The sequence below is a fragment of the Streptomyces sp. NPDC026575 genome, assembly GCF_055567415.1.
In genome coordinates this window covers 105,145-131,333 of sequence record NZ_JBVHQM010000019.1, presented here as the reverse complement: position 1 = coordinate 131,333, position 26,189 = coordinate 105,145, and the positions used below count along the sequence as shown (strand labels likewise).

General features: G+C 71.0%; 22 protein-coding genes. 10 read left to right on the top strand and 12 right to left on the bottom strand.

All coding sequences use genetic code 11. The annotated features are described in order from the left end of the window. Positions 1-19 precede the first annotated feature (19 nt). Positions 20-658 (top strand): DedA family protein, encoded by a 639-nt coding sequence (locus ACZ4NB_RS25665; RefSeq protein ID WP_467665111.1) that lies wholly within the window; start codon positions 20-22, stop codon positions 656-658. Here ACZ4NB_RS25665 and ACZ4NB_RS25660 read toward each other — a convergent pair. From ACZ4NB_RS25660 to ACZ4NB_RS25650, 3 genes are read right to left on the bottom strand one after another with little or no spacing between them, the layout of a single operon-like run. Next, positions 621-1,442, bottom strand: coding sequence for an HAD family hydrolase (locus ACZ4NB_RS25660; RefSeq protein WP_467665109.1), 822 nt, complete (start codon positions 1,440-1,442; stop codon positions 621-623). The two genes, ACZ4NB_RS25665 and ACZ4NB_RS25660, sit on opposite strands and share 38 nt — an antisense overlap. Beyond that, positions 1,442-3,979 (bottom strand): phosphoribosyltransferase, encoded by a 2,538-nt coding sequence (locus ACZ4NB_RS25655; protein ID WP_467665107.1) that lies wholly within the window; start codon positions 3,977-3,979, stop codon positions 1,442-1,444. Before ACZ4NB_RS25655 ends, ACZ4NB_RS25660 begins: the two co-directional genes overlap by 1 nt. Before the next feature lie 15 nt (positions 3,980-3,994). Continuing rightward, on the bottom strand, positions 3,995-5,167 hold the full coding sequence (locus tag ACZ4NB_RS25650; RefSeq protein WP_467665105.1) for an HpcH/HpaI aldolase/citrate lyase family protein: 1,173 nt from the start codon (positions 5,165-5,167) through the stop codon (positions 3,995-3,997). Between the two features lie 217 nt (positions 5,168-5,384). On the opposite strand from ACZ4NB_RS25650, the gene ACZ4NB_RS25645 reads away from it, so the two are divergent. Next, the gene (locus ACZ4NB_RS25645; RefSeq protein ID WP_467665103.1) at positions 5,385-6,509 is read left to right on the top strand and encodes a TerD family protein; all 1,125 of its coding nucleotides are present in this window, start codon (positions 5,385-5,387) and stop codon (positions 6,507-6,509) included. A gap of 49 nt (positions 6,510-6,558) precedes the next feature. On the opposite strand, the gene ACZ4NB_RS25640 is transcribed toward ACZ4NB_RS25645, so the two are convergent. From ACZ4NB_RS25640 to ACZ4NB_RS25615, 6 genes are all read right to left on the bottom strand, one after another. Further along, entirely contained in the window at positions 6,559-7,305 is a 747-nt protein-coding gene (locus tag ACZ4NB_RS25640; protein ID WP_467665101.1) for a TerD family protein, read from the bottom strand. A 94-nt stretch (positions 7,306-7,399) separates the two neighbouring features. Next, positions 7,400-8,524: a DUF475 domain-containing protein gene (locus ACZ4NB_RS25635; RefSeq protein ID WP_467665099.1), complete on the bottom strand. Its 1,125-nt coding sequence runs from the start codon at positions 8,522-8,524 to the stop codon at positions 7,400-7,402. A gap of 53 nt (positions 8,525-8,577) precedes the next feature. Continuing rightward, the gene (locus ACZ4NB_RS25630; RefSeq protein WP_467665097.1) at positions 8,578-9,153 is read right to left on the bottom strand and encodes a TerD family protein; all 576 of its coding nucleotides are present in this window, start codon (positions 9,151-9,153) and stop codon (positions 8,578-8,580) included. A 190-nt stretch (positions 9,154-9,343) separates the two neighbouring features. After that, the gene (locus tag ACZ4NB_RS25625; RefSeq protein ID WP_467665095.1) at positions 9,344-9,919 is read right to left on the bottom strand and encodes a TerD family protein; all 576 of its coding nucleotides are present in this window, start codon (positions 9,917-9,919) and stop codon (positions 9,344-9,346) included. Between the two features lie 169 nt (positions 9,920-10,088). Continuing rightward, entirely contained in the window at positions 10,089-10,547 is a 459-nt protein-coding gene (locus ACZ4NB_RS25620) for a peroxiredoxin (RefSeq protein WP_399150725.1), read from the bottom strand. Between the two features lie 150 nt (positions 10,548-10,697). Further along, positions 10,698-11,126: a DUF3052 domain-containing protein gene (locus ACZ4NB_RS25615; protein WP_384427224.1), complete on the bottom strand. Its 429-nt coding sequence runs from the start codon at positions 11,124-11,126 to the stop codon at positions 10,698-10,700. A gap of 518 nt (positions 11,127-11,644) precedes the next feature. On the opposite strand from ACZ4NB_RS25615, the gene aceE reads away from it, so the two are divergent. Further along, complete coding sequence (gene aceE / locus ACZ4NB_RS25610) at positions 11,645-14,377, top strand: pyruvate dehydrogenase (acetyl-transferring), homodimeric type (protein ID WP_467665093.1); 2,733 nt, start codon at positions 11,645-11,647, stop codon at positions 14,375-14,377. A gap of 77 nt (positions 14,378-14,454) precedes the next feature. Here the strand turns inward: aceE and ACZ4NB_RS25605 are convergent, their stop codons facing one another. Both ACZ4NB_RS25605 and ACZ4NB_RS25600 read right to left on the bottom strand, forming a co-directional pair. After that, positions 14,455-14,868: a peptidase inhibitor family I36 protein gene (locus ACZ4NB_RS25605; protein WP_467665091.1), complete on the bottom strand. Its 414-nt coding sequence runs from the start codon at positions 14,866-14,868 to the stop codon at positions 14,455-14,457. Between the two features lie 508 nt (positions 14,869-15,376). Beyond that, entirely contained in the window at positions 15,377-16,978 is a 1,602-nt protein-coding gene (locus ACZ4NB_RS25600) for an MFS transporter (protein WP_467665089.1), read from the bottom strand. Positions 16,979-17,093: 115 nt separating this feature from the next. Between ACZ4NB_RS25600 and ACZ4NB_RS25595 the strand changes: the two genes are divergently transcribed. From ACZ4NB_RS25595 to ACZ4NB_RS25565, 7 genes are all read left to right on the top strand, one after another. Further along, on the top strand, positions 17,094-17,753 hold the full coding sequence (locus ACZ4NB_RS25595) for a TetR/AcrR family transcriptional regulator (RefSeq protein WP_467665087.1): 660 nt from the start codon (positions 17,094-17,096) through the stop codon (positions 17,751-17,753). A 219-nt stretch (positions 17,754-17,972) separates the two neighbouring features. Further along, positions 17,973-19,187: an alpha/beta hydrolase gene (locus ACZ4NB_RS25590; RefSeq protein ID WP_467665085.1), complete on the top strand. Its 1,215-nt coding sequence runs from the start codon at positions 17,973-17,975 to the stop codon at positions 19,185-19,187. Between the two features lie 200 nt (positions 19,188-19,387). Beyond that, positions 19,388-20,269, top strand: coding sequence for a DUF4429 domain-containing protein (locus ACZ4NB_RS25585; RefSeq protein ID WP_467665083.1), 882 nt, complete (start codon positions 19,388-19,390; stop codon positions 20,267-20,269). 136 nt (positions 20,270-20,405) lie between these two features. Beyond that, the gene (locus ACZ4NB_RS25580) at positions 20,406-21,794 is read left to right on the top strand and encodes a sensor histidine kinase (protein WP_467665081.1); all 1,389 of its coding nucleotides are present in this window, start codon (positions 20,406-20,408) and stop codon (positions 21,792-21,794) included. Beyond that, positions 21,791-22,468: a response regulator gene (locus ACZ4NB_RS25575; RefSeq protein ID WP_467665079.1), complete on the top strand. Its 678-nt coding sequence runs from the start codon at positions 21,791-21,793 to the stop codon at positions 22,466-22,468. The genes ACZ4NB_RS25580 and ACZ4NB_RS25575 overlap by 4 nt, the downstream gene beginning before the upstream one ends. 146 nt (positions 22,469-22,614) lie before the next feature. After that, on the top strand, positions 22,615-23,781 hold the full coding sequence (locus tag ACZ4NB_RS25570; protein WP_467665077.1) for an alpha/beta hydrolase: 1,167 nt from the start codon (positions 22,615-22,617) through the stop codon (positions 23,779-23,781). Positions 23,782-23,849: 68 nt separating this feature from the next. Next, positions 23,850-25,088, top strand: a complete 1,239-nt coding sequence (locus tag ACZ4NB_RS25565) for an acyltransferase family protein (RefSeq protein WP_467665075.1) — start codon at positions 23,850-23,852, stop codon at positions 25,086-25,088. A 78-nt stretch (positions 25,089-25,166) separates the two neighbouring features. Here ACZ4NB_RS25565 and ACZ4NB_RS25560 read toward each other — a convergent pair whose 3' ends face one another. Further along, positions 25,167-26,183 (bottom strand): aldo/keto reductase, encoded by a 1,017-nt coding sequence (locus tag ACZ4NB_RS25560; RefSeq protein WP_467665073.1) that lies wholly within the window; start codon positions 26,181-26,183, stop codon positions 25,167-25,169. Positions 26,184-26,189 lie beyond the last annotated feature (6 nt).

The following is a 26,189-nucleotide window of genomic DNA, read 5'->3' as shown; positions in this document are numbered from 1 at the left end:
GATTCATAGCTTTGAAAACATGTTCGAGAGCATCGGAAACACCGCACCAGGCTGGATCACCGACCTCATGGACGCGCTCGGCGCGCCCGGCGCGGGTCTGGCGATCGCCGCCGAAAATCTCTTCCCGCCGCTGCCGAGCGAGGTGATCCTGCCGCTGACGGGCTTCGCGGCCGGCCGCGGCAGTATGCATCTGGCGTCCGCGCTCGCCTGGACCACCCTCGGCTCCGTGACCGGCGCCCTGGCGCTGTACGGCGTGGGGGCGTTGCTCGGACGCGAACGTACGGTCGCGATCGCCTCGAAGCTGCCGCTGGTCAAGGTCTCCGACATCGAAAAGACGGAACGCTGGTTCCAGCGGCACGGGACGAAAGCGGTGTTCTTCGGCCGGATGATCCCTCTCTTCCGCAGCCTCATCTCGATCCCCGCCGGCATCGAGCGCATGCCGATACCGGTCTTCCTCGCCCTGACCACCCTCGGAAGCCTGATCTGGAACACGATCTTCGTCCTCGCCGGCTATCTGCTCGGCGAACGATGGGAAGAGGTGACGGGATGTGTCGACGTCTATTCCAAGGCGGTCCTCGCGGCGGCCGCGCTGGCGGTGGCGGCCTTCGTATCGGTACGGGTCAGCCGGCGCGGCCCTGGGATACGGCGCCGCGGATGAAGGCTCGCGTGATCTCCTCGCCGGCGGCGACACCGCGTTCGCCGAGCGCCGTGACGTGCGGCGCCTGCCAGCCGGAGTCCGCCAGCTCACCGTGGCCCGGGCGCCATCCCCGGTCCGCGGCCAGCAGCAGATCGGCGTCGAGCAGGGAGTCGCCGGCCGCGAGGACCTGCGACGCCCCGGTGCGGCGGGCCACTTCCGCCACGGCTGCGCTCTTGGTCAGCGGCCGCGGTACGGCATAGATCTTGCGGCCCTGCAGGGAGACGGTCCAGCCACGCGGCTCCGCCCAGTCGGCGAGGTCCTTCACCCAGGTCTCGGGCAGCAGCGGCCGCTCCACGACGAGATAGGCGAAGAGATCCTCGGCGACCCGCTCCTTGAGCAGCCATGCCGCGTCGGCGGTGCGGACGAGGTGCGCACGGATCTCGTCCAGCGGCGCACAGTGCGAGGCGAGCCGCTCGGCGACCGTGCGCTGCCAGTCCGGGTCCGACTCGCCCCGCACGAGCAAGTGGCCGCCGTTGGCGCAGATCGCGAACTCCGGTGCGGGGCCGGGGAGGTGGATGCGGCCGTACTGCTCACGGGTGCGGGTGGTGGTCGGCACGAAGGTGGTGCTGCCCGCCAGTTCGGCGAGCAGCCGGGCGGCCGTCTCCGTCATATAGGACAGCGGCTTGCGCTGGTAGGTCTCGACGCACAGCAGCCGGGGGGCCTCGGCGTCGGGCATGGCGAGGTCCAGGGCGGCCGCCGAATAGATCAGGGTGCGGTCGAGGTCGCTGGCGACGATCGTGCTCATCAGCCGGCCACCGCCTTGCCATCGGCGCCCGTCGCCCCGCGAGTGAAGCGGGGGTGGATCAATCCGACACAGGTGTAGGGGAGTTCGTCGACCTCTTCGACGGGCACGCCCCTTTGTTCAGCCAGGAGGCGCACATGATCGAGATCGGCTCCGGCGCCCTGCCGGGCCAGAATCTTCCAGGGGACCCTGCGCAGCAGCACCCGCGTGGTCTCGCCGACACCGGGCTTCACGAGATTGACGTCGTGGATGCCGTACTCCTCACTGATCCGCTCGACGGCCGCCCAGCCCGCCCAGGTGGGGGCGCGGTCGGCGGCGGCCAGCTCCTTGACCTTGGCGGCGACCTCCCCGGCGACCTCGTCGAAACGCGCACCGACCGCGTCCAGGAACGCGCGCGACACATCGGACGTGGCCAGCTCGCGGTAGAACTTCGCGCCGTGGAAGTCGTCCGGTCCCACGAGGTCGTCGCGCAGGACCGTGCGCGATATGAGGCCGGAGACGGTGGAGTTGAGGCAGGCGGACGGGATGAGGAAGTCGTCGCGGGTGCCGTAGGTCTCGACGCAGCCGCCGGGGTCGGCGAGCACGGCGATGCGCGGGTCGAAGCCGGGGAAGTCCTCCAGAGCCTGGGCGAGTTCGCGGGTGATGGCGCCCTTGCCGGTCCAGCCGTCCACGAACACGACGTCCGCCGGATCGTGGTGGGCGGCCAGCCAGCGCAGCGCGGTGGTGTCGATGCCCCGGCCGCGGACGATCGAGACCGCGTAGTGCGGCAGGTCCAGGCCGTGTGCGTGCTGCGCCCAGCGCCGCATCAGCACCCCCACGGGCGTACCGGCCCGCGCCAGCGACACCAGCACGGGGCGCCGGCTGCGTTCGGCGAGCACGGTCTCGGTGACGGTCCCGACGGCGCAGGCGATCCGGTGCGCGGAGGCCTGCAACGCGCTGTGAAACAGCGCCTGGTACTGCTCGCTCGGCTGGTATTCGACCGGCAGCGACTCGGCGTAGTGGGCGCCGCCGCGCTGGATCGCCTCCTCGCGTTCCTCGGTGGGCGCTTCCAGGGTGATGTCGGACAGGTCCTGCAGCAGCCAGCCGACCTCGTCGGCGTCGTAGGAGGAGAAGGCAGGGCCGCGCAGCGGCTCGGGGAGGGACATGGACCGGGCCTGGGGTTGCGGGGCGTACGAGGGGACGACGGCGAGCAGCAGCCGGTCGGCGTGCTCGGCGAGACGGTCCAGCAGACCGCCGGCGGCGTGCAGTTCGGGGAGGTCGCCGTGCGAGTCCACGACGGCGACGATGGCGTCGAAACGGCGTGCCGGGTCGGTACCGGCGGCGACGTTGTAGGCGTACCGCTCCCCCGGCCCGTCGGCGGGCCGGTCGTGGGCGGGGAAGGACAGCCGGGTCCGTATCGCGTAGCCGGGGTCGTCCACGGCGAGCACGGGCGAACGGGTGGTGGTCGAGAAGTAGACGCCCGGGCCCTCGGTCGACTCGGACGGCTCGCCGGTCCGAGCCGCGCCGTCCTCCTGTCCTCCCTCCGTGAGCAGGGCGTCCAGCGCGCCGGCTATTCGCAGCGGCGCGTACATCAGCTCTTCGTTGCCCAGGACGAGGATGCGGCGGGCGCCGTCCAGGTGCCGCGCGATCCGGGCCGCCATGCCCGGCAGACCGGCCTCCAGCCACTCGCGGTGCGCGGGGGTGAAGCCGTGCCGCCCGCCGTCGGGCAGCCCGGCGGGCCAGCCGAGGTCGATCCGTACGGCGTCCGCGCGGTGGCTGCCGACGGGCGCCTCCGCGCCTCCGGGTGCAGCCGTCGATCCGCGTGCCGCGAGGGCCTCATGTTCGGCGACGAGTTCCTGGCCGCGGACCAGGACATCGTCGGGCAGGCGTACGCCGCCCGCGGCCAGCGCCACGAGGTCGACGCGGGCGCCCAGTTCCGCCGCGAACTTCTCCAGCCGGCTGCGGTCCTCGTCGGAGCGCATATCGACCAGGGCCACGACGACGTACCGCTCACGCGGGAAGTGGGCGTGCAGCGCCTTGATGGTGTTCAGGACGGTCCGGCCGGTGGAGAACTCGTCGTCGACGAGCACCAACGGCCCGTCGCCGGCGAGGAGTTCGCGGTCCTCGGGGAGCAGCAGGTGCGAGGTGGCGTGGCTGTGCTCCTCCTCGAAGCCGCCCGCCTGCGCCACGCCTTCGACCGGTCGGCGGGTGGAGTGCAGATAGGGCGCGAGCGCCAGGCCGTCCGCCACGGAGTGGCCCAGGCCGGTGGCGGTCTCTGCGTAGCCCAGGACGACGGAGCGGGCGGCGGCCTCGTCTCCGAGCAGCTCGCGTACCCGGCGCCCCAGCCCGAATCCGGCGCCGTGGACCACGTCCGGTCGCTGTGGCACATGCTTGCCCAGCACGTTCGACACGAGCAGATGGGCCCGCTTGGGGTTGCGCCGCAGCGCCAGCCCGAGCAGTTCCGGCAGCTCGTCCCCGCCGCTCAGCGAGACCCCGAGCCGACCGGCGACCCATTCTCCCGTCCACACCACGCGTTCCGTCTCCTCCGTCGTACCGTTCATGTCGTTCGCCGTATCTCAGGTCTGCGGCAGGCTTGCCGTCAGCAGCTCCACGAAGCCGATGCCCTCCCGGGCGACCCCGAAAGCCTCGGCGCGCAGCAGGGTCCGTTCGGCCCAGGCGCGGTGCGGCTTCACCTCGTTCATCTTGTTCGTGTAGGCGGAGCGCAGGACCCCGCCGTCGCACCGCTCGGGCCGCAGGATGTCCGCGGCGTCGCTGAACTCCTCATGGCTGACGACCGAGAGGGCGTGCACCGGCGCGACATGCGAGGGGTGGATGCAGGTCTTGCCCTGCAGTCCGTTGGCCCGGTCCAGTTCGATCTCGCGCAGCAGACCGTCCATGTCGTGCTCGATCAGAGCCGTACGCAATTCCTCGGCGCGTCCGAGGAACGGGCTGCGCCGCAACTGCGGCTTGAACATCCGCTCGTGCAGCCGGAAGTACTCCCACACCGGGCCGGTGACCGTGAAGCCCGTGCCGTCCGCCCGGCCCAGCACGTTCACCACGTCGGAGATCACGGAGGCGACGATCTGGACGTCGTAGGCGGTCATGTCGGGCGGTCTGCGCAGACCGTAGGCGGAGCAGAAGTCCGTGACCCCCAGCCGCAGGGCAAGGACCCGGTCCCGGTACTTGTCCACGGTCCTGGCGATGCCCTGAAGGGTCTCCGCGCGGCTCTCCAGATGCAGCAGCTGGGGGGATTCGAGCACCGGCATCGCGAACAGCCGCCGACCGCAGGCCGACTCGGTCGCGGTCAGCGCCTCAAGGAAGGGGACTCCACGCTCTTCGGTGAACTTCGGAAGTACAAATCCAGACAGCCTGCGTACCGCCGGCCCCAGACGGTGCACCAGGTCCGGTATCTGGCCGGGGGTGCGGACGCGGATGAACAGCAGCGGAAGGTCCCCTCCCGCGTCGGCGGCCTCGTCGAGCAGACCGAAATGCCGCACGAGGTTCGCCTCGCCGGCCTCGACGTCCCCGTCCCCTATGGAATCCTCAAGACACAGCACCATGGACATCACGCCGCGCCCGGCCTGCTTGAGGACATCGGCGGCGAGCCGCGGGCGGGTGGCGGGGCTGTAGAGCGTGGCACCGAGGGCGACCGCGAGCGTGCGAGCCGGGGAGTCGGCGGTGAACTCCACCGGCTCCTGGTGGAACAGCGTCTTCCGAATATCAGGCGGAAGGTACCCAAAGTGCCGCATATATCTCCCCGTATAGATGCGGGACCGGGCACCCCCGCTGCGTCTCGCTGTCTGGATCCAGCCGGTAATCGTACGTGCGTGGGGGTGTGGTTAGTTCCCGCGTGCGTGAAAATCACGTAACCCGCATGGGGCCTTCAGATGTCCGCGATCGATCTCCATGCACCGCACCGCGGCCCCCGCGTTGTCCCTGCGACCTCCGGGAAGGCAGGATTGCGGCATGACGCACGCGATGCTGAAAGGGTCGAACGTACCCCTCGATGCCACGGCTGTTCGGGCCGTCCTGCGCTGGACGCCCGGCGCCGGAGTCCCCGATGTCGATGCCTCGGCCCTGTTGGTGGGACCCGAGGGAAGCGTGCGCTCCGATGAGGACTTCGTCTTCTACAACCAGCCGCAGCACCCGAGCGGCCTGGTCCGGCATCTGCCCAAGGCCCGGACCGCCGACAGCCTGACGGAGACCATCGAGGCGGAGCTGGCCACACTGGATCCGTCGGTCGACCGGGTCGTGCTGGCCGCATCGTCGGACGGCGGGCCCTTCGCGGACGTAGCGGATCTGCGGGTCCTGCTGTACGACGCGGCGGAGAGCGACGGTGAGCCGCTTGCGGTCTTCGACGTGGTGCCCGAGACCGGCGACGAGACGGCTCTGATCTGCGGGGAGTTGTACCGCCGCGGCGAAGGCTGGAAGTTCCGCGCCCTGGGGCAGGGATACGAGACCGGCCTGGTCGGCCTGGCGACCGAGTTCGGGATCTCGGTGGAGGAGAAGGACACCGACGCCGGGAGCGAGGCCGCACCGGCCCCGGAGGCACCGTCGACGCCGCCCTCGACGCCGCCCGGCTCGGAGCCCACCGAGGCCCTCCCCGCACCCCCGCGGAGCGAGCCCGCCACCCCAGTGACCCCACCGCCGAGCACTTGGCCGGAAGAGGCCGTCGGGCCGCCCTCCGCGGCCGGTCGGCAGACCTCCGCCCCCGACCCGCAGGCACCCGCCCCGTCGAACCCCGACGCCGTCACCCAGCATGTGCCGGACGCGATGCCGGAGCCGTTCTCGGCCGCACCGCTGCCGCCTGCCGCCGCGACCGCCCCGGCGCCCGCGCCCACCAGCGGTGGCTACGGCTACCCGCACAACGTTCCGCCGCCGCCCGCCCAGCCCCCGGCCCAGCCCGCCTACGGCTACCCGGGGCCGCCGCCCCAGTACCAGCCCCAGCAGCCGCCGCCCGCCGCGTACGGCTATCCGCAGCAGCAGCCGCACCCGGCGGCGACGTACGGCTATCCGATGCAGCAGCCGCCGTTCGTGCCGGACCCGTCGTTCGTCCTGCCGCCCCAGGGCCCGCAGTTCCAGCGCCGTTAGGGGACGGCCGCGGGGCGCCTCCTGACGGCGGTGCCCCTGCGCCGGCGGGTCACACCTTCGACTTGTACCCCCGCCCCCACTGCAGCCCCCAGCCGTACAGCCGGTCGAGCTCCGCCTGGAAGCCGTAGACGTACTTCACCTCGCGGCGCACCGTCAGCTCGCCCTTGTTGTTCTCCAGCATGAAGATCGCGCAGGAACGGGCCTGTGGCGCCCGTTCGTCGAGCTTGATCTCCATCCGCGGGCCGTTGCTCGGGTAGAGCGTCACGACCGCGTGCGTACGGTCGAAGGCGGGCGTGCCGTCGTAGATGTAGACGAAGATCAGCATCCGCTTGATCTCGTCGCGCTGGTCCATGTTGATGTACAGCGTCTCGCCGGACGGGGAGCCGAAGCGGTCGTCGCCGCTGAGCTTCACGAACGGCGCGGCGTTGAGATCGCCGAGGAAGTTGCCCAGCGGCTGCACCACGCCCTTGGTGCCGTCCTTGAGCTCGTACAGGCAGGCCAGGTCCAGGTCGATCTTGACCACGGCCGGTCCCTGCGCCTGGACGATCTCGGGCTTGAACAGCTTGCCCGGGTGACGCAGCAGACTGCCCTTGCTCTGCCCGCCCCGCTCATGGAGGTCCGAGGTCCGCATCTGCCAGTGCAGATTGACCCGCAGATGCCCCGTGGCCGCCCCCTGCTTGGTCAGGGAGATGACCGGATTGCGTTTCGTCAGCTCGACGACGTAGGACGCCCCACCGCTGTCGAAGTCCATCTTCTGCGCGCCACCGCGCCACAGGTTCCCCAGGAACGACACCATGCCCACCCCATTGCTCGGCCCCAATTACCGCGGGGCGGCCCGAGGTCCGTACCCCAGGCCGCCCCGCAGAGAGCGTTCCTCAATCAGCGCCGCGTCACACTCCGGACGCCACTTCCGACCGCGCCCCGCCTTCGGCTCCTGGTTTGCCCTCGCGCTTGTTCCTCACCACGGAGGACCAGTAGGACAGGGCGATCAGCACGACACCGATCAGGCCGGTGACGACCTCGGGGATCTCGTACTTGATCGTGATGAGCAGGATGACCGCCAGCGCGCCGATCGCGTAGTGCGCGCCGTGCTCCAGATAGACGTACTCGTCCAGCGTGCCCTTGCGGACCAGGAAGACCGTCAGCGACCGGATGTACATCGCGCCGATGCCCAGACCCAGCGCCATCTCGAAGATGTCGTTGGTGATGGCGAACGCGCTGATGACGCCGTCGAAGGAGAAGGACGCGTCGATGACCTCAAGGTAGAGGAACATGAAGAACGCGGCCTTGCCGGCCAGCCCGACGGCCGCGCCGGTCCCGCTCTTCGCGGGCGCCACGGCGCCCTCCTCGTCCTCTTCCTCGTCCTCCAGCTTGTCCTCGAAGTAGCCGGAGACGCCGCCGACGACGAGGTACGTGATCAGACCGGCGACGCCGGACAGCAGGACCGTGGCGCTCTTGTCACCGCCGCCGTGCGCGACGTCGGTGGCCACCGTCATGGCGCTCACCAGCAGCGCGACCAGCGCGATGATGATCGAAAGCGTGTCGAGCTTGCCCAGCTTGGCCATCGGCCGCTCGATCCAGGCCAGCCACTTGTAGTCGCGCTCCTCGAAGATGAAGTCGAGGAAGATCATCAAAAGGAACATTCCACCGAAGGCCGCGATGGCCGGGTGGGCGCTGGTGACCAGCTCCTCGTAATGCGCCTTGTTGTTGATGGCGAGATCGACCGCTTCGATCGGACCGATCTTCGCGGTGATGGCGACGATGACGACCGGGAACACCAGCCGCATGCCGAATACCGCGACGAGGATGCCGACGGTCAGAAAGATCTTCTGCCAGAAGGCGTTCATCTTGCGCAGGATGCCTGCGTTGATGACGGCGTTGTCGAACGAGAGCGAGATCTCCAGGATGGACAGGATCCCGACAATCGCGAGCCCTTGCCACCCCCAGAGCACGCCGGCCAAGGCGAGGCCGACCACCGTGACGGCGAACGACCAGCCAAAGGTTTTCAGGAGCACTGCCTACCCAATCCCTCGCTGTATGGGGTCCCCCGCGCGCAGCGCGCGGCGCTTTACGAAACGTTGACCCCGAAGTCTAGAGCGATGCCCCTCAGGCCCGACGCGTACCCCTGGCCTACCGCACGGAACTTCCATTCGCCGCTGTGGCGGTATACCTCGCCGAAGATCATCGCGGTTTCGCTGGAGGCGTCCTCGCTGAGGTCGTAACGTGCGAGCTCGCTGCCGTCGGCCTGATTGACGATCCGGATGAAGGCGTTGCCGACCTGGCCGAAGCTCTGACCGCGCAGATCCGCCTCATGGATCGAGACCGGAAAAACGATCTTGTCGACCTGCTCGGGCACCTGCGAGAGGTCCACCAGGATCGACTCGTCGTCGCCGTCCCCCTCGCCGGTCAGATTGTCCCCGGTGTGCTCGACGGAGCCTTCGGGGCTCTTGAGGTTGTTGTAGAAGACGAAGTACTGGTCCCCCAGCACCCGCCCCGACTGGCACAGCAGCGCGCTGGCGTCGAGGTCGAACGGTGCTCCGGTCGTGGACCGCGCGTCCCAGCCGAGGCCGACCATGATCTGCGTGAGATTCGGAGCGGCCTTGGACAGGGAGACATTGCCCCCCTTGGCGAGCGTGACGGTCATCGTGCGCATCCTCCCCGGTATCGGTACGGGCCACGCCAGGCGCGGCCCGCCTCTTTCTCAAGCGCGTCCGGCGCCGCACTCCCCCGGACGGGGGCGTACGGCGCCGGACGCGGTTGCTCTGCGGCACGGGCGATCACCGCGGTGGCGCCGCCCTGCCGGAAGTCGACGATCGGATCCCGGATCCGGTCGGTCAGACGTTGACGCCGAAGTCCTGTGCGATACCGCGCAGGCCGGAGGCGTAGCCCTGGCCGATGGCCCGGAACTTCCACTCCGCGCCGTTGCGGTACAGCTCGCCGAAGACCATCGCGGTCTCGGTCGAGGCGTCCTCGCTCAGGTCGTAGCGCGCCAGCTCATTGTTGTCGGCCTGGTTGACCACGCGGATGAAGGCGTTGCGGACCTGGCCGAAGCTCTGCTGGCGGTTCTCGGCGTCGTAGATCGACACCGGGAAGACGATCTTGGCGACATCGGCCGGCACGGCGGCCAGATTCACCTTGATCTGCTCGTCGTCACCCTCGCCCTCGCCGGTGATGTTGTCACCGGTGTGTTCGACCGAACCGTCCGGGCTCTTCAGGTTGTTGAAGAACACGAAGTTCTGGTCGTTGGCCACCTTGCCCTGGTCGTTCGTCAGCAGGGCGCTGGCGTCCAGGTCGAAGTCCGTACCGGTGGTGGTACGCGCGTCCCAGCCCAGACCGACGATGACGGCGGTCAGATTGGGGGCTTCCTTCGTCAGCGAGACGTTGCCGCCCTTGCTGAGGCTGACTCCCACGAGTCCTCCCATAGATTCGAGGGGTACGTAAGTTCTGCGCCCCCGTCGTGCATGGCATCGGATCAACGAATTGATCCTAGTGACCGGTTCCCGCCGATTGCAGTCATCGCGCCTGGATCAGTGCGGATGTCGGCCGGCGGGGCGCCGGTGCGTCCCGGCGCGCGCCGGCTCAGAGGGTCCCGAGGGCCTTGACGTAGTCGTTCAGGTCGCGGGCGTCGGGCAGGCCGTTGACGACCGTCCAGCGCACCACGCCCTCCTTGTCGATGATGAACGTGCCGCGCACCGCGCAGCCCTTCTCCTCGTCGAAGACGCCGTACGCCCGCGAGGCCTCGCCGTGCGGCCAGAAGTCCGACAGCATCGGGTACTCCAGGCCCTCCTGCTCGGCGAAGACGCGCAGCGAGAACGGGGAGTCGTTGGAGACCGCCAGCAGCTGGACGTCGTCGTTGACGAACTTCGGCAGCTCGTCGCGGAGCGCGCACAGCTCACCGGTGCACACGCCGGTGAAGGCGAAGGGGTAGAAGAGGAGGACGACGGCCTTCTCGCCGCGGAAGTCGGAGAGCCTGACCAGCTCGCCGTGCTGGTTCTTCAGCTCGAAATCCGGAGCCTTCGTGCCGACCTCGATCGCCATGGGGGTGCTTCCCTTCCGCTCACGCTCAACAGAACGCGACCAACCCTACGCGCCGGGGTGAGCGGCGGGGGAACCCGTGCGGAACAGCTCCGAGCCCCCTCCGGAACAGGGCGGGAGGGGGCTCGGCGGCGAACGTCGAAGCGGCGGTGCTCAGCGCTTGGACTTGGGCGTCACCAGTCGGCTGCCGGCCCAGTCCTTGCCCGCGTTGATGCTCTTCGTCTGGGACAGACCCGCGGTCTGCGCGGCCTCATTGATGTCGCTCGGCTCGACGTAACCGTCGCGGCCGGTCTTCGGGGTCAGCAGCCAGATCTGCCCGCCCTCGTCGATCAGGCCGATGGCGTCCACCAGAGCGTCCGTGAGGTCACCGTCCTCGTCGCGGAACCACAGCAGCACGACGTCGCAGACGTCGTCGTAGTCCTCGTCGACGAGATCCTGGCCGATCACGGTCTCAATGCCTTCGCGGAGATCCTGATCGACGTCGTCGTCGTAGCCGATCTCCTGGACCACCTGTCCGGGCTCGAACCCCAGCCTGGCGGCAGGGTTGGTCCGCTCCTCCGCGTGGTCCGCGGTCGCGCTCACGGATTGCCTCCTGTCATGTTTCGGGAAATGCTCGGGGACCCCGCGCGTGCGCGGAGCATTGGGCGTAGTCCACACGGGCCGGGCGGATCGCGCAAGTACCCGGCGGTCCAGACCGCCGAAACGGTGACGTTTGGAGGCGTCTCACCGCAACTACGACCCCAACAGGACAGGCTGAAGTGATTCACGCCACAGCGTTCTGCGGGGGATATCGGGTAGTCGCGCGCGACTGGTCCCTTCGGGGGGCGGCGAGTGCCGTTCCGGATCTCCATTCGAGGCCCGTGCGTCCGTGCGCAAGGCGCTTTCGACATGGGCGTATGGTTGCGATTTGGCCGACCTGAGAAAGCGGCCTTTTCAGCGCCCTCTCCCAGCGGGTGGTTACCCATCGGTAGAGGTGACGTATCCCTGTGGCTCGGTACACGATGGAAGACGGCGCGACACCAAGGCATAGACAACATTCGTCCCGTGCGCAGCAGCAATAGCGTGCAGAGCACGACACGACCCGAACACGAAGGAACAGCGTGGCTTCCGGATCCGATCGAAACCCGATCATCATTGGCGGCCTTCCCAGCCAGGTCCCGGACTTCGATCCCGAAGAGACCCAGGAATGGCTCGACTCGCTCGACGCTGCCGTTGACGAGCGAGGCCGGGAACGTGCCCGCTATCTCATGCTCCGGCTGATCGAGCGGGCCCGCGAGAAGCGTGTGGCCGTGCCCGAGATGCGCAGCACGGACTACGTCAACACCATCGCGACCAAGGACGAGCCGTTCTTCCCCGGCAACGAGGAGATCGAGCGCAAGGTCCTCAACGCGACCCGGTGGAACGCCGCCGTCATGGTCTCCCGCGCCCAGCGTCCGGGCATCGGCGTCGGCGGCCACATCGCCACCTTCGCCTCCTCCGCCTCCCTCTACGACGTGGGCTTCAACCACTTCTTCCGGGGCAAGGACGAGGGCGACGGCGGCGACCAGATCTTCTTCCAGGGCCACGCCTCGCCCGGTGTCTACGCCCGTGCGTTCCTCCTGGACCGACTGAGCGAGGCGCAGCTCGACGCCTTCCGCCAGGAGAAGTCCAAGGCCCCCTACGGCCTGTCCAGCTACCCGCACCCGCGGCTGATGCCGGACTTCTGGGAGTTCCCGACCGTCTCGATGGGCCTCGGCCCGCTCGGCGCGATCTACCAGGCGCGGATGAACCGCTACATGGAGGCGCGCGGCATCGCCGACACCTCCAAGTCGCACGTCTGGGCCTACCTCGGCGACGGCGAGATGGACGAGCCGGAGTCGCTCGGCCAGCTGTCCATCGCCGCCCGTGAGGGCCTGGACAACCTGACCTTCGTCGTCAACTGCAACCTGCAGCGCCTGGACGGCCCGGTCCGCGGCAACGGCAAGATCATGCAGGAGCTGGAGTCGCAGTTCCGCGGTGCCGGCTGGAACGTCATCAAGCTGGTGTGGGACCGCAGCTGGGACCCGCTGCTCGCGCAGGACCGCGACGGCATCCTGGTCAACAAGCTCAACAGCACGCCCGACGGCCAGTTCCAGACGTACGCCACCGAGACCGGTGCCTACATCCGCCAGCACTTCTTCGGCGACGACCACCGCCTGCGCGCGATGGTCGAGAACATGACCGACGACCAGATCCTGCACCTGGGTCGCGGCGGCCACGACCACAAGAAGATCTACGCGGCGTACGCGGCGGCCAAGGCGCACAAGGGCCAGCCGACCGTGATCCTCGCGCAGACCGTCAAGGGCTGGACGCTCGGCCCGAACTTCGAGGGCCGCAACGCGACCCACCAGATGAAGAAGCTGACGGTCGCGGACCTCAAGGGCTTCCGCGACCGGCTGCACCTGCCGATCCCGGACAAGGACCTGGAGGACGGCCTGCCGCCGTACTACCACCCGGGCCGCAACTCCGAAGAGATCCAGTACATGCACGACCGCCGCAAGTCGCTGGGTGGCTATGTGCCCACCCGCGTCGTGCGCGCCAAGCCGCTGCAGCTGCCGGACGACAAGGCGTACGCCGGCGCCAAGAAGGGCTCGGGGCAGCAGAAGATCGCCACGACCATGGCGTTCGTGCGGGTCCTGAAGGACCTCATGCGGGACAAGGAGATCGGCAAGCGCTTCGTGCCGATCGCGCCCGACGAGTACCGCACCTTCGGTATGGACGCGTTCTTCCCGTCGGCCAAGATCTACAACCCGCTGGGCCAGCAGTACGAGTCCGTCGACCGCGAACTGCTCCTGGCCTACAAGGAGTCGCCGACCGGCCAGATGCTGCACGACGGCATCACCGAGGCCGGCTGCACCGCCTCGCTGATCGCCGCGGGCTCGGCCTACGCCACGCACGGCGAGCCGCTGATCCCGGTCTACGTCTTCTACTCGATGTTCGGGTTCCAGCGCACCGGTGACCAGTTCTGGCAGATGGCCGACCAGCTCTCGCGGGGCTTCGTGCTCGGCGCGACCGCCGGCCGTACCACGCTGACCGGTGAGGGTCTGCAGCACGCCGACGGCCACTCCCAGCTGCTGGCCTCGACCAACCCGGCCTGTGTCTCCTACGACCCGGCCTACGGCTACGAGATCGCGCACATCGTCAAGGACGGTCTGCGGCGGATGTACGGCGAGAACTCCGAGGACGTCTTCTACTACCTGACCGTCTACAACGAGCCGATCCAGCACCCCGCGGAGCCGGCCGACGTCGACGTCGAGGGCATCCTCAAGGGTCTGCACCGCGTCAAGGCCGGCGAGAAGGGCGAGCACGCCGCCCAGATCCTCGCCTCGGGTGTCGCGGTGCCGTGGGCGGTCGAGGCCCAGCAGATCCTCGCGGACGAGTGGAACGTCAAGGCCGACGTCTGGTCGGCGACCTCCTGGAACGAGCTGCGCCGCGAGGCCGTCGAGGTCGAGGAGTACAACCTTCTGCACCCGGAGGAGGAGCAGCGCGTCCCGTATGTGACGCACAAGCTCCAGGGCGCCGAGGGCCCGAAGATCGCGGTCTCGGACTGGATGCGTTCCGTCCCGGACCAGATCTCGCGCTGGGTTCCCGGCACGTACCAGTCGCTGGGCGCCGACGGCTTCGGCTTCGCCGACACCCGCGGCGCGGCCCGTCGCTTCTTCCACATCGACGTGCAGTCGATCGTCCTGAGCGTGCTCACCGAGCTCGCCAAGGAGGGCAAGGTCGACCGGTCGCTGCTGAAGCAGGCCATCGACCGCTACCAGCTCCTGGATGTCGCGGCCGCCGAGGCCGGTGAGGCCGGCGGCGACGCATAGCGTCCCCGCGGCGTACCGCACCGCCTGTCCGACGCCCCCGGCAGCACCCCGCTGCCGGGGGCGTCGCATGTCCGCGCTCAATGTTCCCAGACCTTGAACGCCCGTACCCGGTACGGAGACCGGGGTACCCAGCTGCCGCTGCCCGGATAGGTGTCGAACTCGGCGGTCTCGGCGCACTCCGCGCTCTGGTACGTGGTGACCGGCCGGCCCATGCGGTTGGCGAGCGAGGCGGCGGTCGCCCCCTTGGGCAGCGGCACACAGCTCTCGATGTCGATGCCGGACAGCTCGTAGGCCCGCCGCTCACCGGCGAAGTCCGGCTGCCGCCAGAGGCAGAGTTCGCCTGCGCCGCAGCCGCCCGTCGCGGCGGCCCGGTGCCGGCCGGCGGCCGCGTGGGCGGCCGGTGTGCCGAGGGCGGGCGGCAGGGTGAGCGCGGCGGCCAGCGCGGTGAGGCCGGTGAGGAGCGCGGTGGTGCGGGACGGACGCAGGCGCATAGGAATCTCTCCCCCGTGGAGTGGGTCGACGGTGCCCCGCGGTGGGCCGGTGGGCCGCGGCGGGTTCGTGATCGAGCTTCGCGAGGGTGCGGCGCGGTTGCCAAGGCCGTGGCGTCCCTGCCACCCGGATCAGGTATGTGGACAGGCGCGATGCGCCGGACCGGGGTGCCGGTGCGCGGTGTTGACGCGGGGCGGGTGGCGCGGGCGGGCCGCAGAAACCGTTCTTCCGGGGCCTGGCGCGATGCGGTGCGTACCGGCGGCTCCTGGAATGCCGTGCGCGGGGCGTCCGGTTCCCGCGACGGCTCATCCGGATGAGGGATTCGGCTCGGCGACGGGGCCCAACTGCCGCCGAGCATACGGCGGGTGGGACCAAATGCGGGTCGTCGGCGGTGGTTGACGGTCGAGGCTGACGTCCGGCGCCCGCCTCCGGGCACGACAACGGCGCGCGGCCGCCCGAGGGGACTCCTCGGGCGGCCGCGCGCCGCGCTGGCGTAAGGAACGAAGTCGGTCAGATGTGGCCGACGCCGGCGCCCGCCTCGGCGTTGGCGCCGCGCTTGGTGAAGATCGCGACGACGGCCGCGAGGATCGCCACGCCGCAGGCGACCGTGAAGGCCAGGCCCATGCCGGACACGAAGGTGTCATGGGCGGCGGTGGTGATCTTCTGGGCGAACTCCGGCGGGGTGCCCTTGGGGACCGGCGCGATACCGGCCGAGACGGCGTCGGACAGCTCGGACGCCTTGGCCGGCGGGACCGGCGGGAGACCGGCCGACCGCCAGTTGCCCGGCAGCTCGCTGTCCACGCGGGAGGCCATCACCGCGCCGAGCACGGCCGTACCGAGGCTGCCGCCGACCTGCATCGCGGCCTGCTGGAGACCGCCGGCGACACCCGAGAGCTCCAGCGGGGCGTTGCCGACGATGACCTCGGTGGCGCCGACCATGACCGGGGCGAGGCCCAGGCCGAGCAGGGCGAACCACAGCGACATGGGGCCGGTGGTGCTGTCGGTGTCCAGGCCGGACATGCCGTACATGGCGACGGCGGTCAGGACCATGCCGCCGACCAGCGGGATGCGCGGGCCGAGCTTGGTGATCAGCGCGCCGGCGAGCGGCGAGCCCACGATCATCATGCCGGTGAGCGGCAGGAGGTGCAGACCGCTGTCGACGGGCGTCATGCCGTGCACGTTCTGGAGGTAGAACGTCACGAAGAACAGGCCGCCCATGAAGGCGAAGGCCATCAGCACCATCAGGACCGTGCCGGCGGTCAGCGGCAGCGAGCGGAACATCCGCAGCGGGATGAGCGGTTCGCGGACCTTGGTCTCCAGGACGGCGAACAGGGCGAAGAGGACCACCGCGCCGATCAGGAAGCCCCAGGTCTTCATGTCGCCCCAGCCCCACTCCGTCGCCTTGATCAGCGGCCAGATGAGGCAGAACATCGCTCCGGAGAGCAGCGCGATGCCGGGGATGTCGAACGAGCGCGGGGCGTTCTCCGCGCGGTGGTCCTTGAGGATCACCAGGCCCAGTACCAGGGCCAGCACACCGACCGGGACGTTGATGAAGAACACGGACTGCCAGTTGACGTGCTCGACCAGCAGTCCGCCGACTATCGGGCCGCCGGCCGTGGAGGCGCCGATGACCATGCCCCAGATGCCGATCGCCATGTTGAGCTTCTCGGCCGGGAACGTGGCGCGCAGCAGGCCCAGCGCGGCGGGCATCAGCAGCGCGCCGAACAGCCCCTGCAGCACCCGGAAGAAGATGACGAAGGCGACCTCGTGCGAGAAGCCGATGGCGCCGGAGGCGGCGGCGAAGCCGAGGATGCCTATCAGGAAGGTCTGGCGGTGGCCGAAGCGGTCACCGAGCTTGCCCGCCGTGATCAGCGAGACGGCCAGGGCGAGCATGTAGCCGTTGGTGATCCACTGCACGTCGGCGAGCGAGGCGCCGAGGTCCTGCTTGATGGCCGGGTTGGCGATGGCGACGATCGTGCCGTCCAGGGCGACCATCATGACGCCGATGGCGACGGAGAAAAGAGTCAGCCACGGATGGCCTCGCAGCCCCTTCGGGGGCTCCGGTACGGGAAGTTCCGGCGCGGCGTCGGCGACCGGGGTCTGAGTACTCATAGGACGACACTAATGTCAGCCACTGACAGTTGACAAAGCAATTCATGAGTCGGTAACTGTCATCTCCCTCACAGGTAATCTGAGCAGCGCGAACTCCACGGAAAGGCGGCGCAGGATGGCGACCCCGACGCCGCAGACAGCCCTCGCCGGCGGCCTGCGCGAACGCAAGAAGCAGCGCACCCGCGACGCGCTGATCCGCGCCGCCCTGGAGCTGTTCACGGAGCAGGGGTACGAGGCGACCACGATCGACGAGATCGCGGAGGCGGTGGACGTCTCCCAGCGCACGTACTTCCGGTACTTCGCCAACAAGGAAGACGTCGTCTTCGCCGTCCCGGAGATGGTCGAGGCCCGCTTCCTCGACGAGTTGACCGCGCGGCCGGCGACGGAGGCCCCGCTGACCGCGCTGCGCAGCGCGGTGATGGCCGCCTGGGACGACATCGGCAGCGCCATCGAGTCGGTGATCCCGGTGGAGTTGCACATGCGCTCGTACCAGATGATCGAGTCGACGCCCGCGCTGGTCGCCGTGCATCTGCGGCGCTCCTCCGAACTGGAGGAGCAGATAGCGCGGCTGATCGCCGGGCGCGAGGGGCTGGACGTGGACGCCGATCCGCGGCCGCGGGTGCTGGTCGCCGCGTTCAGCGGAGTGATGCGGGTGGCGGGCAAGGTCTGGGGCGAGGGCCAGGACTGCAGCGTGGCGGCCATCCGGGAGCTGACCCAGTCCTATCTGGACCACATCGGGCCGGCCATCGACGACGACTGGCGGGCGCGGCGCTGAGGAGACCCCGGCCCGCTGCCCGCTGCCCGCTGCGGCAACCCTGGGTAACGGACATCGGCCACCGCGCAACCCATTAATCTCCCCATGAGACCGCTCCTGCACGACTGAGCACCGGATTTCGACAATTCATGTCCGATTTGGTCGAATTACCCACCCTGAAACGTGAGATCACTCACGGCCGGACCAGCCGACCTGCCGCGTCTCCTAGGGTGGCTCGCGGTGAATTCCTTCTCGGGCCTCGGCCCCTCCTCCGGTTTCCTGCAGTCCACCGCCTGGCGTGCGGCACTCGCCTTGGTGGTGGTGTTCGTGATGCTTGCCCTGACCGGTTGGACGGCCATCAGAGGAACGAAGGAAGACGCCAACCCCCTGGCCACGGCCAAGGCCGCCTGGAAGCACGCCACCTTCCTCGGACGCCCGCTGCCCGACCCCAACGGCTCGCCGTCCGCGCTCAGGGCCTTCTTCGCCGGCCTCGGCCGCGCCGAGCAGCGGCAGCTCGCCACCCGCTATCCCCTGGTCGTCGGCAACATGGGCGGCGCCCCCGTCGCCCTGCGCTACCAGGCCAACCGGATGGCGATCGACGACGCCCGGGCAATCGAGAAGAAGCGCATGACCGACCACCGGCTCACGCCCGTCGGCCGCCAGGAAGCGGGCCGGTTGATGCACCGCCTCGAATCGCTGATGAGCCCCGGCCGGCAGATCCTGGCCTTCGACCCGGCCTACGGCGGCCGGGCCGCCGAGGTCTTCGGCAACCTCCCGCGGGCGGACCGGGTCTCGGTCGTGGTGCCCGGTGTGGACACCAATCTCGCCACCTTCGAGCGCACCGCGCGGGCCACCAGCGCCCCCGTCGGCATGGCCCAGGCCCTGTACCGGGCCGAGCGGGACGCCGCCCCGCGCACCCGTACCGCCGTGATCGCCTGGGCCGACTACACCTCGCCGTCCGGACTGGGCGTCGAGGCCGCCACCGGGCAGCTCGCCAAAGCCGGCGCGGTCCGGCTGCGCGCCCTGGTGACGTCGCTGCCGTCGGCCGACTCCGTCTCGCTGTTCTGCCACAGCTACGGCTCCGTGGTGTGCGGCGTCGCCGCCCGCGACCTGCCGGCCAACGTCGAGGACATCGCGGTGGCGGGCAGCCCCGGCATGCGGGCCGGCAGCCGCGCCGGTCTGGACACCCGCGCCCGGGTCTGGGCGATGCGGGACTCCGACGACTGGATCCAGGACGTGCCGTACCTGGAGGTCGGCGGGCTCGGCCACGGCGCCGACCCGGTCGATCCGTCCTTCGGATCCCGGATCCTGTCCGCCGACGGCGCCGTCGGACACGCCGGCTACTTCACGCCCGGCACCCGCAGCCTGCGCAACTTCGCGCTGGTCGGGGTCGGTGCGATCGGCTCGGTGGACTGCGCCTCCGCCGATCCGCAGTGCAGCACGGACCTGGCCTGAGGGCCGGACCGCGCCACAGCCGGTTCCCGCAGGCAGGGCCCGGCGCCCGGGGACGGGCCCTGCCTACGGGAACCGCCCCCTTGACGGGGGCGTCCCCGGGGCAAATGGACGGAGCAGGCGGTTGCGGGGCGTGACACGCCCGCTCCGGCAGGTGTGCGGAAGGGGGACGGGCGGGCGACCGCCCGCATACGATGAGCCGCATGGGTGATGTGCTGGCCGGTTTTCATGCCGTCTGGGAGTTCGACACCGACTCCGTACTCATCCGCTTCGAACGGGGGATCCGCAGGCCGAAGCTGTTCCAGGCGCTCGGCGAGCGACGCATTCCGTACGAGGCGCTGAGCGCTGTCGAGGTGACCGAGGGCAGACGGGGCACGGTGGTGCTGCACGCCGTGCCCCGACACGGCGCCGATCCGCTGATGGAGGCGGCGGCCGGGCAGCTCAAGGAGGACGTCGACCCGTACCGGCTGGTGCTGCCGGCCGAGCGCGAGACGCTCGCCGAGTACTACGCCGACGAGCTGCGCACGGCGCTCGGCCCCGACGCCAAGGAGCCCGCCGACCGCCATCTGGTGGCCGCGCCGGCGCCTCCGCTGCACTTCAAGGCGTACGACGGCAAGGCGTCCTTCGACGGCCGCTCGGTCGCCTTCCGCTGGTTTTGGACGGGGGCGTCGTCGGCGAAGTGGAAGTGCGGCGACCAGACCTTCACCGTCGGCGCGCTGGCCGGTGTGGAGTGGCGTTCGCCGGAGATCTTCAACGGCCATCTGCGGCTGCTGGAGCGCGGGGCCCGCGATCCGGGGGCGGGCGCGGCGGACCAGGACCCGGCCGCCGTGGTGTTCGGCCTGGGGTACGGCCCCGTCCATGAGTCGCTGCCGTTCGCGGCCGCGGTGCTGCAGGCCGTACGCGCCGTCGAACCGGCGCAGGAGACGGCGGACGGCGAGCCGGTGCGCCGGCGGGCCGGGGACGCGGGCCGGGATCCGGCGGACATCGCGGACCGGATACGGCACCTCGGGGAGCTGCACGACGCCGGGCTGCTGACGGACGCGGAGTTCAGCGCGAAGAAGGCCGAGCTGCTGGCGGAGCTGTGAGGCCGGGCCGCCGGCCCGCTCCGGGCGGCGGCCCGCGCCGGTGCCGGCCACCGGAACTCATACCGTGGTACGGGGCGAAAGCCCGCACCACGGTATGACGCCCCGGCCCCCGCGCTCCGCTTACATTGGCTCCGCGATGAACGGACGACCCCTGCCCCCACCCCCCGAACCGGCCCGCGGCGCCGAGCCCGAGCCGCTGCGCGCGAGGGCGCTGCGCACCGCGCGGCAGGCGCTGCGCGTCCTCGCCACCGAACTCGGCACACCGACCGAGCCCGGCACCCCGCTCTTCGGCAGCGTCCAGAACCGCTGGCTGCGCCGCGTCCCGTACCTCGTGGCGTTCGTGTTCATGGTGTCGCTGCTGCCGACGACCATCCAGGTCCTCGGCAACGACTACGGCATGAACAGCGGTCTGGCCGGCGCGCTCGCCACCGCGCAGACCGTGCCGCTGCTGCTCGCGGTCAGCCGGCCGCTGCAGGCATGGTGGGTGATCTTCGCGGCGGACGTGGCGGGCGCCCTGGCCCTGGCGGTCACCGACGGCGTCGGCGGCCGCGCCTGGCCCTGGCCGCCGACGGTGATCGTCGGCTATCTCGTGCTGATGCTGGCGCTGTCGCTGCGTGAGCGCCGCCGCACCCTGATCGCCGTCTGGCTGACGACCGGCGCGGTGGGCATCCTCTTCGAGCCGACCGCCCCCGACGGCGTCCAGAGCACCTGGGTGCTGCTGTTCGTGCTCACCGGCGTGATGCTGCTGATGGGCGCCACGCTGCGGGAACGGGGCGACGCCCAGCGGAAGTTGATCGAGCAGGAGACCATCAGCGAGGCCGAGCGCGCCCGCCGCACCCTGCTGGAGGAACGCACCCGGATCGCCCGGGAACTGCACGATGTCGTCGCCCACCACATGTCGGTGATCACGGTCCAGGCCGACAGCGCCCCGTACCGCATCGGCGGGATCCCGCAGGACGCCCAGGAGGAGTTCGCCTCGATCGCGGCCACCGCCCGGGAGTCGCTGGCGGAGATGCGCCGGCTGCTCGGAGTGCTGCGCAGCGAGGAGACCGAGCGGCAGGGCGGCCCGGAGAAGGCCCCGCAGCCCGGTATCGGCATGCTGCCCAGGCTGGTCGAGGCGACCGTACGGGCCGGTGTGCCGGTGGAGTTGACGCTGCCGGCGGAGCCGATGGCGCCCGAACCGGCGGTGGATCTGTCGGCGTACCGCATCGTGCAGGAGGCGCTGGCCAATGTGGTGCGGCATGCGCCGGGCGCGCGGACCCGGGTGTCGGTGACGACCACCGGGGACGGCTCGCGGCTGACGCTGCTGGTCGTCAACTCCGCACCGCCCGCGCCGTCCGCGCCGCTGGAGACCACCGGAACCGGCCACGGCCTGGTCGGTATGCGCGAGCGGGTGCGCCTGGTGGGCGGCTCGCTCGACACCGGTCCGCTGCCCGACGGCGGCTTCCGGGTCGCCGCCCAGCTCCCGCTCTCGCCGCCCTCCTCGACCGCCCCTCTCCCAGCGAAGGATGCCGACTCCGTATGACCACCCGCGTGATCATCGTCGACGACCAGGCCATGGTGCGCGCGGGGTTCGCCGCGCTGCTCGCGGCGCAGAGCGACATCGATGTGGTGGGCGACGCGCCGGACGGTGCGCAGGGGGTGGAGCTGAGCCGCCGGACGCACCCCGATGTGGTGCTGATGGACGTCCGGATGCCGGAGATGGACGGGCTGGAGGCGGCCCGCCGGCTGCTCGATCCGCCCCTCGGCGTCACCCATCGCCCGAAGGTGCTGATGCTGACCACCTTCGACGTCGACGACTACGTCTACGAAGCGCTGCGCGCGGGCGCCTCGGGGTTTCTGCTCAAGGACGCCCCGCCGGCCGATCTGATCTCCGCGGTCCGGGTCGTGGCGGCCGGTGAGGCGCTGCTCGCACCGTCCGTGACCCGGCGGCTGATCGCCGACTTCGCCCGGCGGCCGGCGCCCCGCAAGGACCGGGCCTCGCTCCGGCTGAACGGCCTGACGCCGCGGGAGACCGAGGTGCTGGAGCTGATCGCCCGGGGACTGTCGAACCAGGAGATCGCCGAGGCGCTGATCCTCGCCGAGCAGACCGTGAAGACCCATATCGGCCGGGTGCTCGCCAAGTTGGAGCTGCGGGACCGGGCGCAGGCCGTGATCTTCGCCTACGAGTCGGGGCTGGTGGCCCCCGGGGAGCGGTAACGGCGCCCTCCTCCCTGAGGACGAGGCGCCGCCCGCACCCCCTACCCCGGTATCACCCGGGAGTTGGCGCCCCGGTGTGACGCCGCGTCATACACCTGCTTCCTACGTTTCCCTCCGCCACACCAACGGAAGAGGGAGACACCACCATGTCCGTGCTGCGCACCGCCGTTCGACGCAGCAGGCGCGCGCTCATCGGCGCCGCGCTCGCGGTGGCCGTGGCCGCCGGCACCGGCGGCTGGGCGGCCGGTTCCGCGCAGACCGCCGTCACCGGCCCCGCGCCCGGCGCCGCCGCCTGGCGCGCCGACCACGCCCTCGGCGTCCGGCTGCCGGACCCGGCGAGCGCGCGGCCGGCCGAGGTCGCCCGCTTCTTCGCCTCGCTGACCGGCGCCCAGCAGCGCGCCCTCGCCGCCCGGCACCCGCTCACCGTGGGCAACCTCGACGGTGCGCCCCTCGCCCTGCGGTACGAGGCCAACTCGCTGGCCCTGAAGGCGGAGCGGGGCCGCCAGCTGGCCCGCAGCACCGACCCGGCCGGCACCCTGGAGGACCACCGGCAGGCCCGCAAGGCGGCCGAGCGCTGCGCCGCGCTGCTCGCCCCCGGCCGCCGGATCCTCGCCTTCGACCCGCGCGGCCGCGGCCAAGTGGCCGAGGTGCACGGCGACTTGGCGAGGGCCGAGCGCACCGCGGTGATCGTGCCGGGCTCGGACATCGACCTGGCCTCGTTCGACCGCGCGCGGGACCCGTACGGCACGCCCACCGGGATGGCCAGGTCGCTGCGGGCGCAACTGGCCGCCGACGCGCCCACCACGCGCACCGCGGTCATCGCCTGGGTCGGCTACACCACCCCGGTCGGCCTCGGTCCGGACGCCGCCACCGGGCGGCTCGCCGAGGCCGGTGCGCCGCGGCTGGCCCGCTTCCTGTCCGGGCTGGCCGCCGTCAAGGCCCCGGCCCCGGCCGTGCTGTGCCACAGCTACGGCTCGGTGGTCTGCGGGCTGGCGGCACCCCGTCCGGGCCGCGGTCCGATAGCCGATCTGATCGTGTTCGGCTCCCCCGGTATGCGCCAGGACAGCGTGGCGGAGCTGCGCGGCCCGGCACGGGTCTGGGCGGCGCGGGACGCCTCCGACTGGATCGGCGACGTCCCGCACGTACAGCTGCTGGGGCTGGGGCACGGCACGGACCCCACCGACCCCGCGTTCGGCGCCCGCCGGGTCTCGGCCGAACGGGCCGAGGGCCACACCGGCTATCTCGCGCCCGGTACCGACTCCCTGCAGAGCTTCGCGGCCATCGTGCTGGGCCGCTACGGCGACGTGCGCTGACACCGCGCCCGCGCCTCGGCCCCTTCCCCGCTCCTCACCTCACCGGTTCAAGGACCCAAGGACGCCTCATGGACACCGCATTCCCGGCAGCCCTCGGCGGCGCGGCCCGCAAGGCCGTCCGCGCGATCGAGGACCGCACCCCGGCGGACCGCGACCGGGCGATCGACGGGCTGCGCGCCCTGGCGCTGCTCGCCGTACCCACCGGCCACTGGCTGCTCGGCGGCTTCACCCGCGACGCCGACGGCGCGCTGCACAACGCCAGTCCGCTCTCCTCGCTCTCCTTTCTCGCGCCCGCCAGTTGGGTGCTGCAGATGCTCGGCATCTTCTTCCTGGTCGGCGGCTACGCCTCGGCGCTGTCCTTCAGGCGCGCCATGGCGCGGGGCGGGTCCGCCGGCGGCTGGCTGCGCGGCCGGCTGGTCCGGCTGGGGCGCCCGGTCCTCGGTGTGGCGGCCGTGTGGGCGACGCTGGCGCCGCTGCTGTACGCCCTGGGGGTGCCGGAGGCGACCCTGCGGACCGGGGCGACGCTGGTGATCCAGCCACTGTGGTTCGTCGGCGTCTACGCGGTGATCACCGCGCTGACGCCGTACTGCCTGCGCGCGGCGCAATGGACGGGCGCCTGGGCCGCGGCGCCGCTGGCGGCAGCCGTGGCGGTGGTGGACCTGCTGCGCTACGGGCCGGCGGCGCCGGACATGCCGTCCTGGCTGAGCCTGGTGAACCTGCTCCCCGGCTGGATGTTCGCCTACCAGCTCGGGGTCTGCTGGGGTGAGCGGCGGCTCGGCAGACGGGCCGCGTGGGCGCTACTGCTCGGCGGGGCCGCGCTGTTCGCGGTGCTGCTGCTGTGGTTCGGCTACCCGGCGAGCATGGTCGGCGTCCCCGGTCAGGACCGTACGAACTCCCATCCGCCGTCGCTGCTGGTCCTGGCCCTGGCCGCGGCCCAGTCGGGCGCCGCGATCCTGCTCCGCGACCGGCTCGCGCGGCTGCTGCGCCGGCCGGCCCTGTGGGCGCCGGTGGTGATCGTCAACCTCTCCGCGATGACGATCCTGTGCTGGCATCAGACGGCGCTGCTCTCGGCGGCCGTGCCCGCCTCCTTCCTGGGTCCGGTGCCGGGGCTGACCGTCGCGCCCGACACGCTCGGCTGGCTCCTGGCCCGGATCGCCTGGCTGCCGGTCTTCGCCGCGGCCCTCCTGGTGATCGCGCGGACGACCCGTCGCTTCGAGGCGCCCTGGACCGGCGTCACCCGGCTGCGCCGGGCCCTGGCCGCCGTACTGGCCGCCGGGTTCGCGGCCTTCGCGCTGGGGCTCGCGTGAGCGGCCATCGGGCTGCGGGCGGGCGTGCGCCGGGTCCGCGCCCCGATGGCCGTGCTCACAGCCGGCGGCCGTCGGCGGTCAGCCCCGCCCCGCCGAGGTGAACGACATGTCGGCGTAGCGCGGCCCCGCCACCTCCGCGGCGATCGGCTCCAGCGCGGCCAGCTCCTGCTCGGTCAGCCGGATGCCGGTCGCGGCGGTGTTCTCCTCGACGCGGGTGCGCTTGCGGGTACCGGGGATCGGGACGACGGCCAGGCCGTGCACCGCGGCCCGCTGCTGCACCCAGGCCAGCGCTATCTGGCCGAGTGTCGCGCCGCGGGCCTCGGCGATCTTGCGGATCGGCGCCAGCAGCGCGGCGTTGGCGGCCGCGTTGTCGCCGGTGAACCGCGGCTGGTGGCGGCGGAAGTCGTCCTGGCTCAGCTCCTTGTCGGCGCTGACGAACGCGCCGGTCAAAAAGCCCCGGCCGAGCGGCGAGTAAGGGACCAGGGCGACGCCGAGTTCGGCGGCCGCGGGCACCACCCCGTTCTCGATGTCCCGGCTGAACAGCGACCACTCGGACTGCAGCGCCGCGATCGGGTGCACGGCCTGCGCCGCGCGCAGCTCGGAGCCGGTCACCTCGCTCAGCCCGAGGTGCTTGACCTTGCCCTCGGCGACCAGCTCGGCCATCGCACCGACCGTCTCCTCGATGGGGACGCGCACATCGCGCCGGTGCATGTAGTACAGGTCGATCTCGTCCACGCCCAGGCGCTGAAGGCTGCCCTCGACGGACCGGCGGATGTAGGCCCGGTCGTTGCGGATGATCCGCTTGGTCGGGTCGTCCGGGTCGAGCGCTATCGCGAACTTGGTGGCGAGCACGATCTCGTCGCGGTGCGCCTGGACGAACGGGGCGATGAACTTCTCGTTCTCCCCCATGCCGTACATGTCGGCGGTGTCGTAGAGCGTCACGCCCAGCTCCAGCGCGCGCTCCAGCGTGGCCCGCGCCTCGTCGGCGTCCGTGGGGCCGTAGGCGAAGCTCATGCCCATGCAGCCGAGGCCCTGCACCCCGACCCGGGGGCCGCCGGTGCCCAGCTCGACCGTCTCGATCTTCTTGCTGCTCATGGGGCC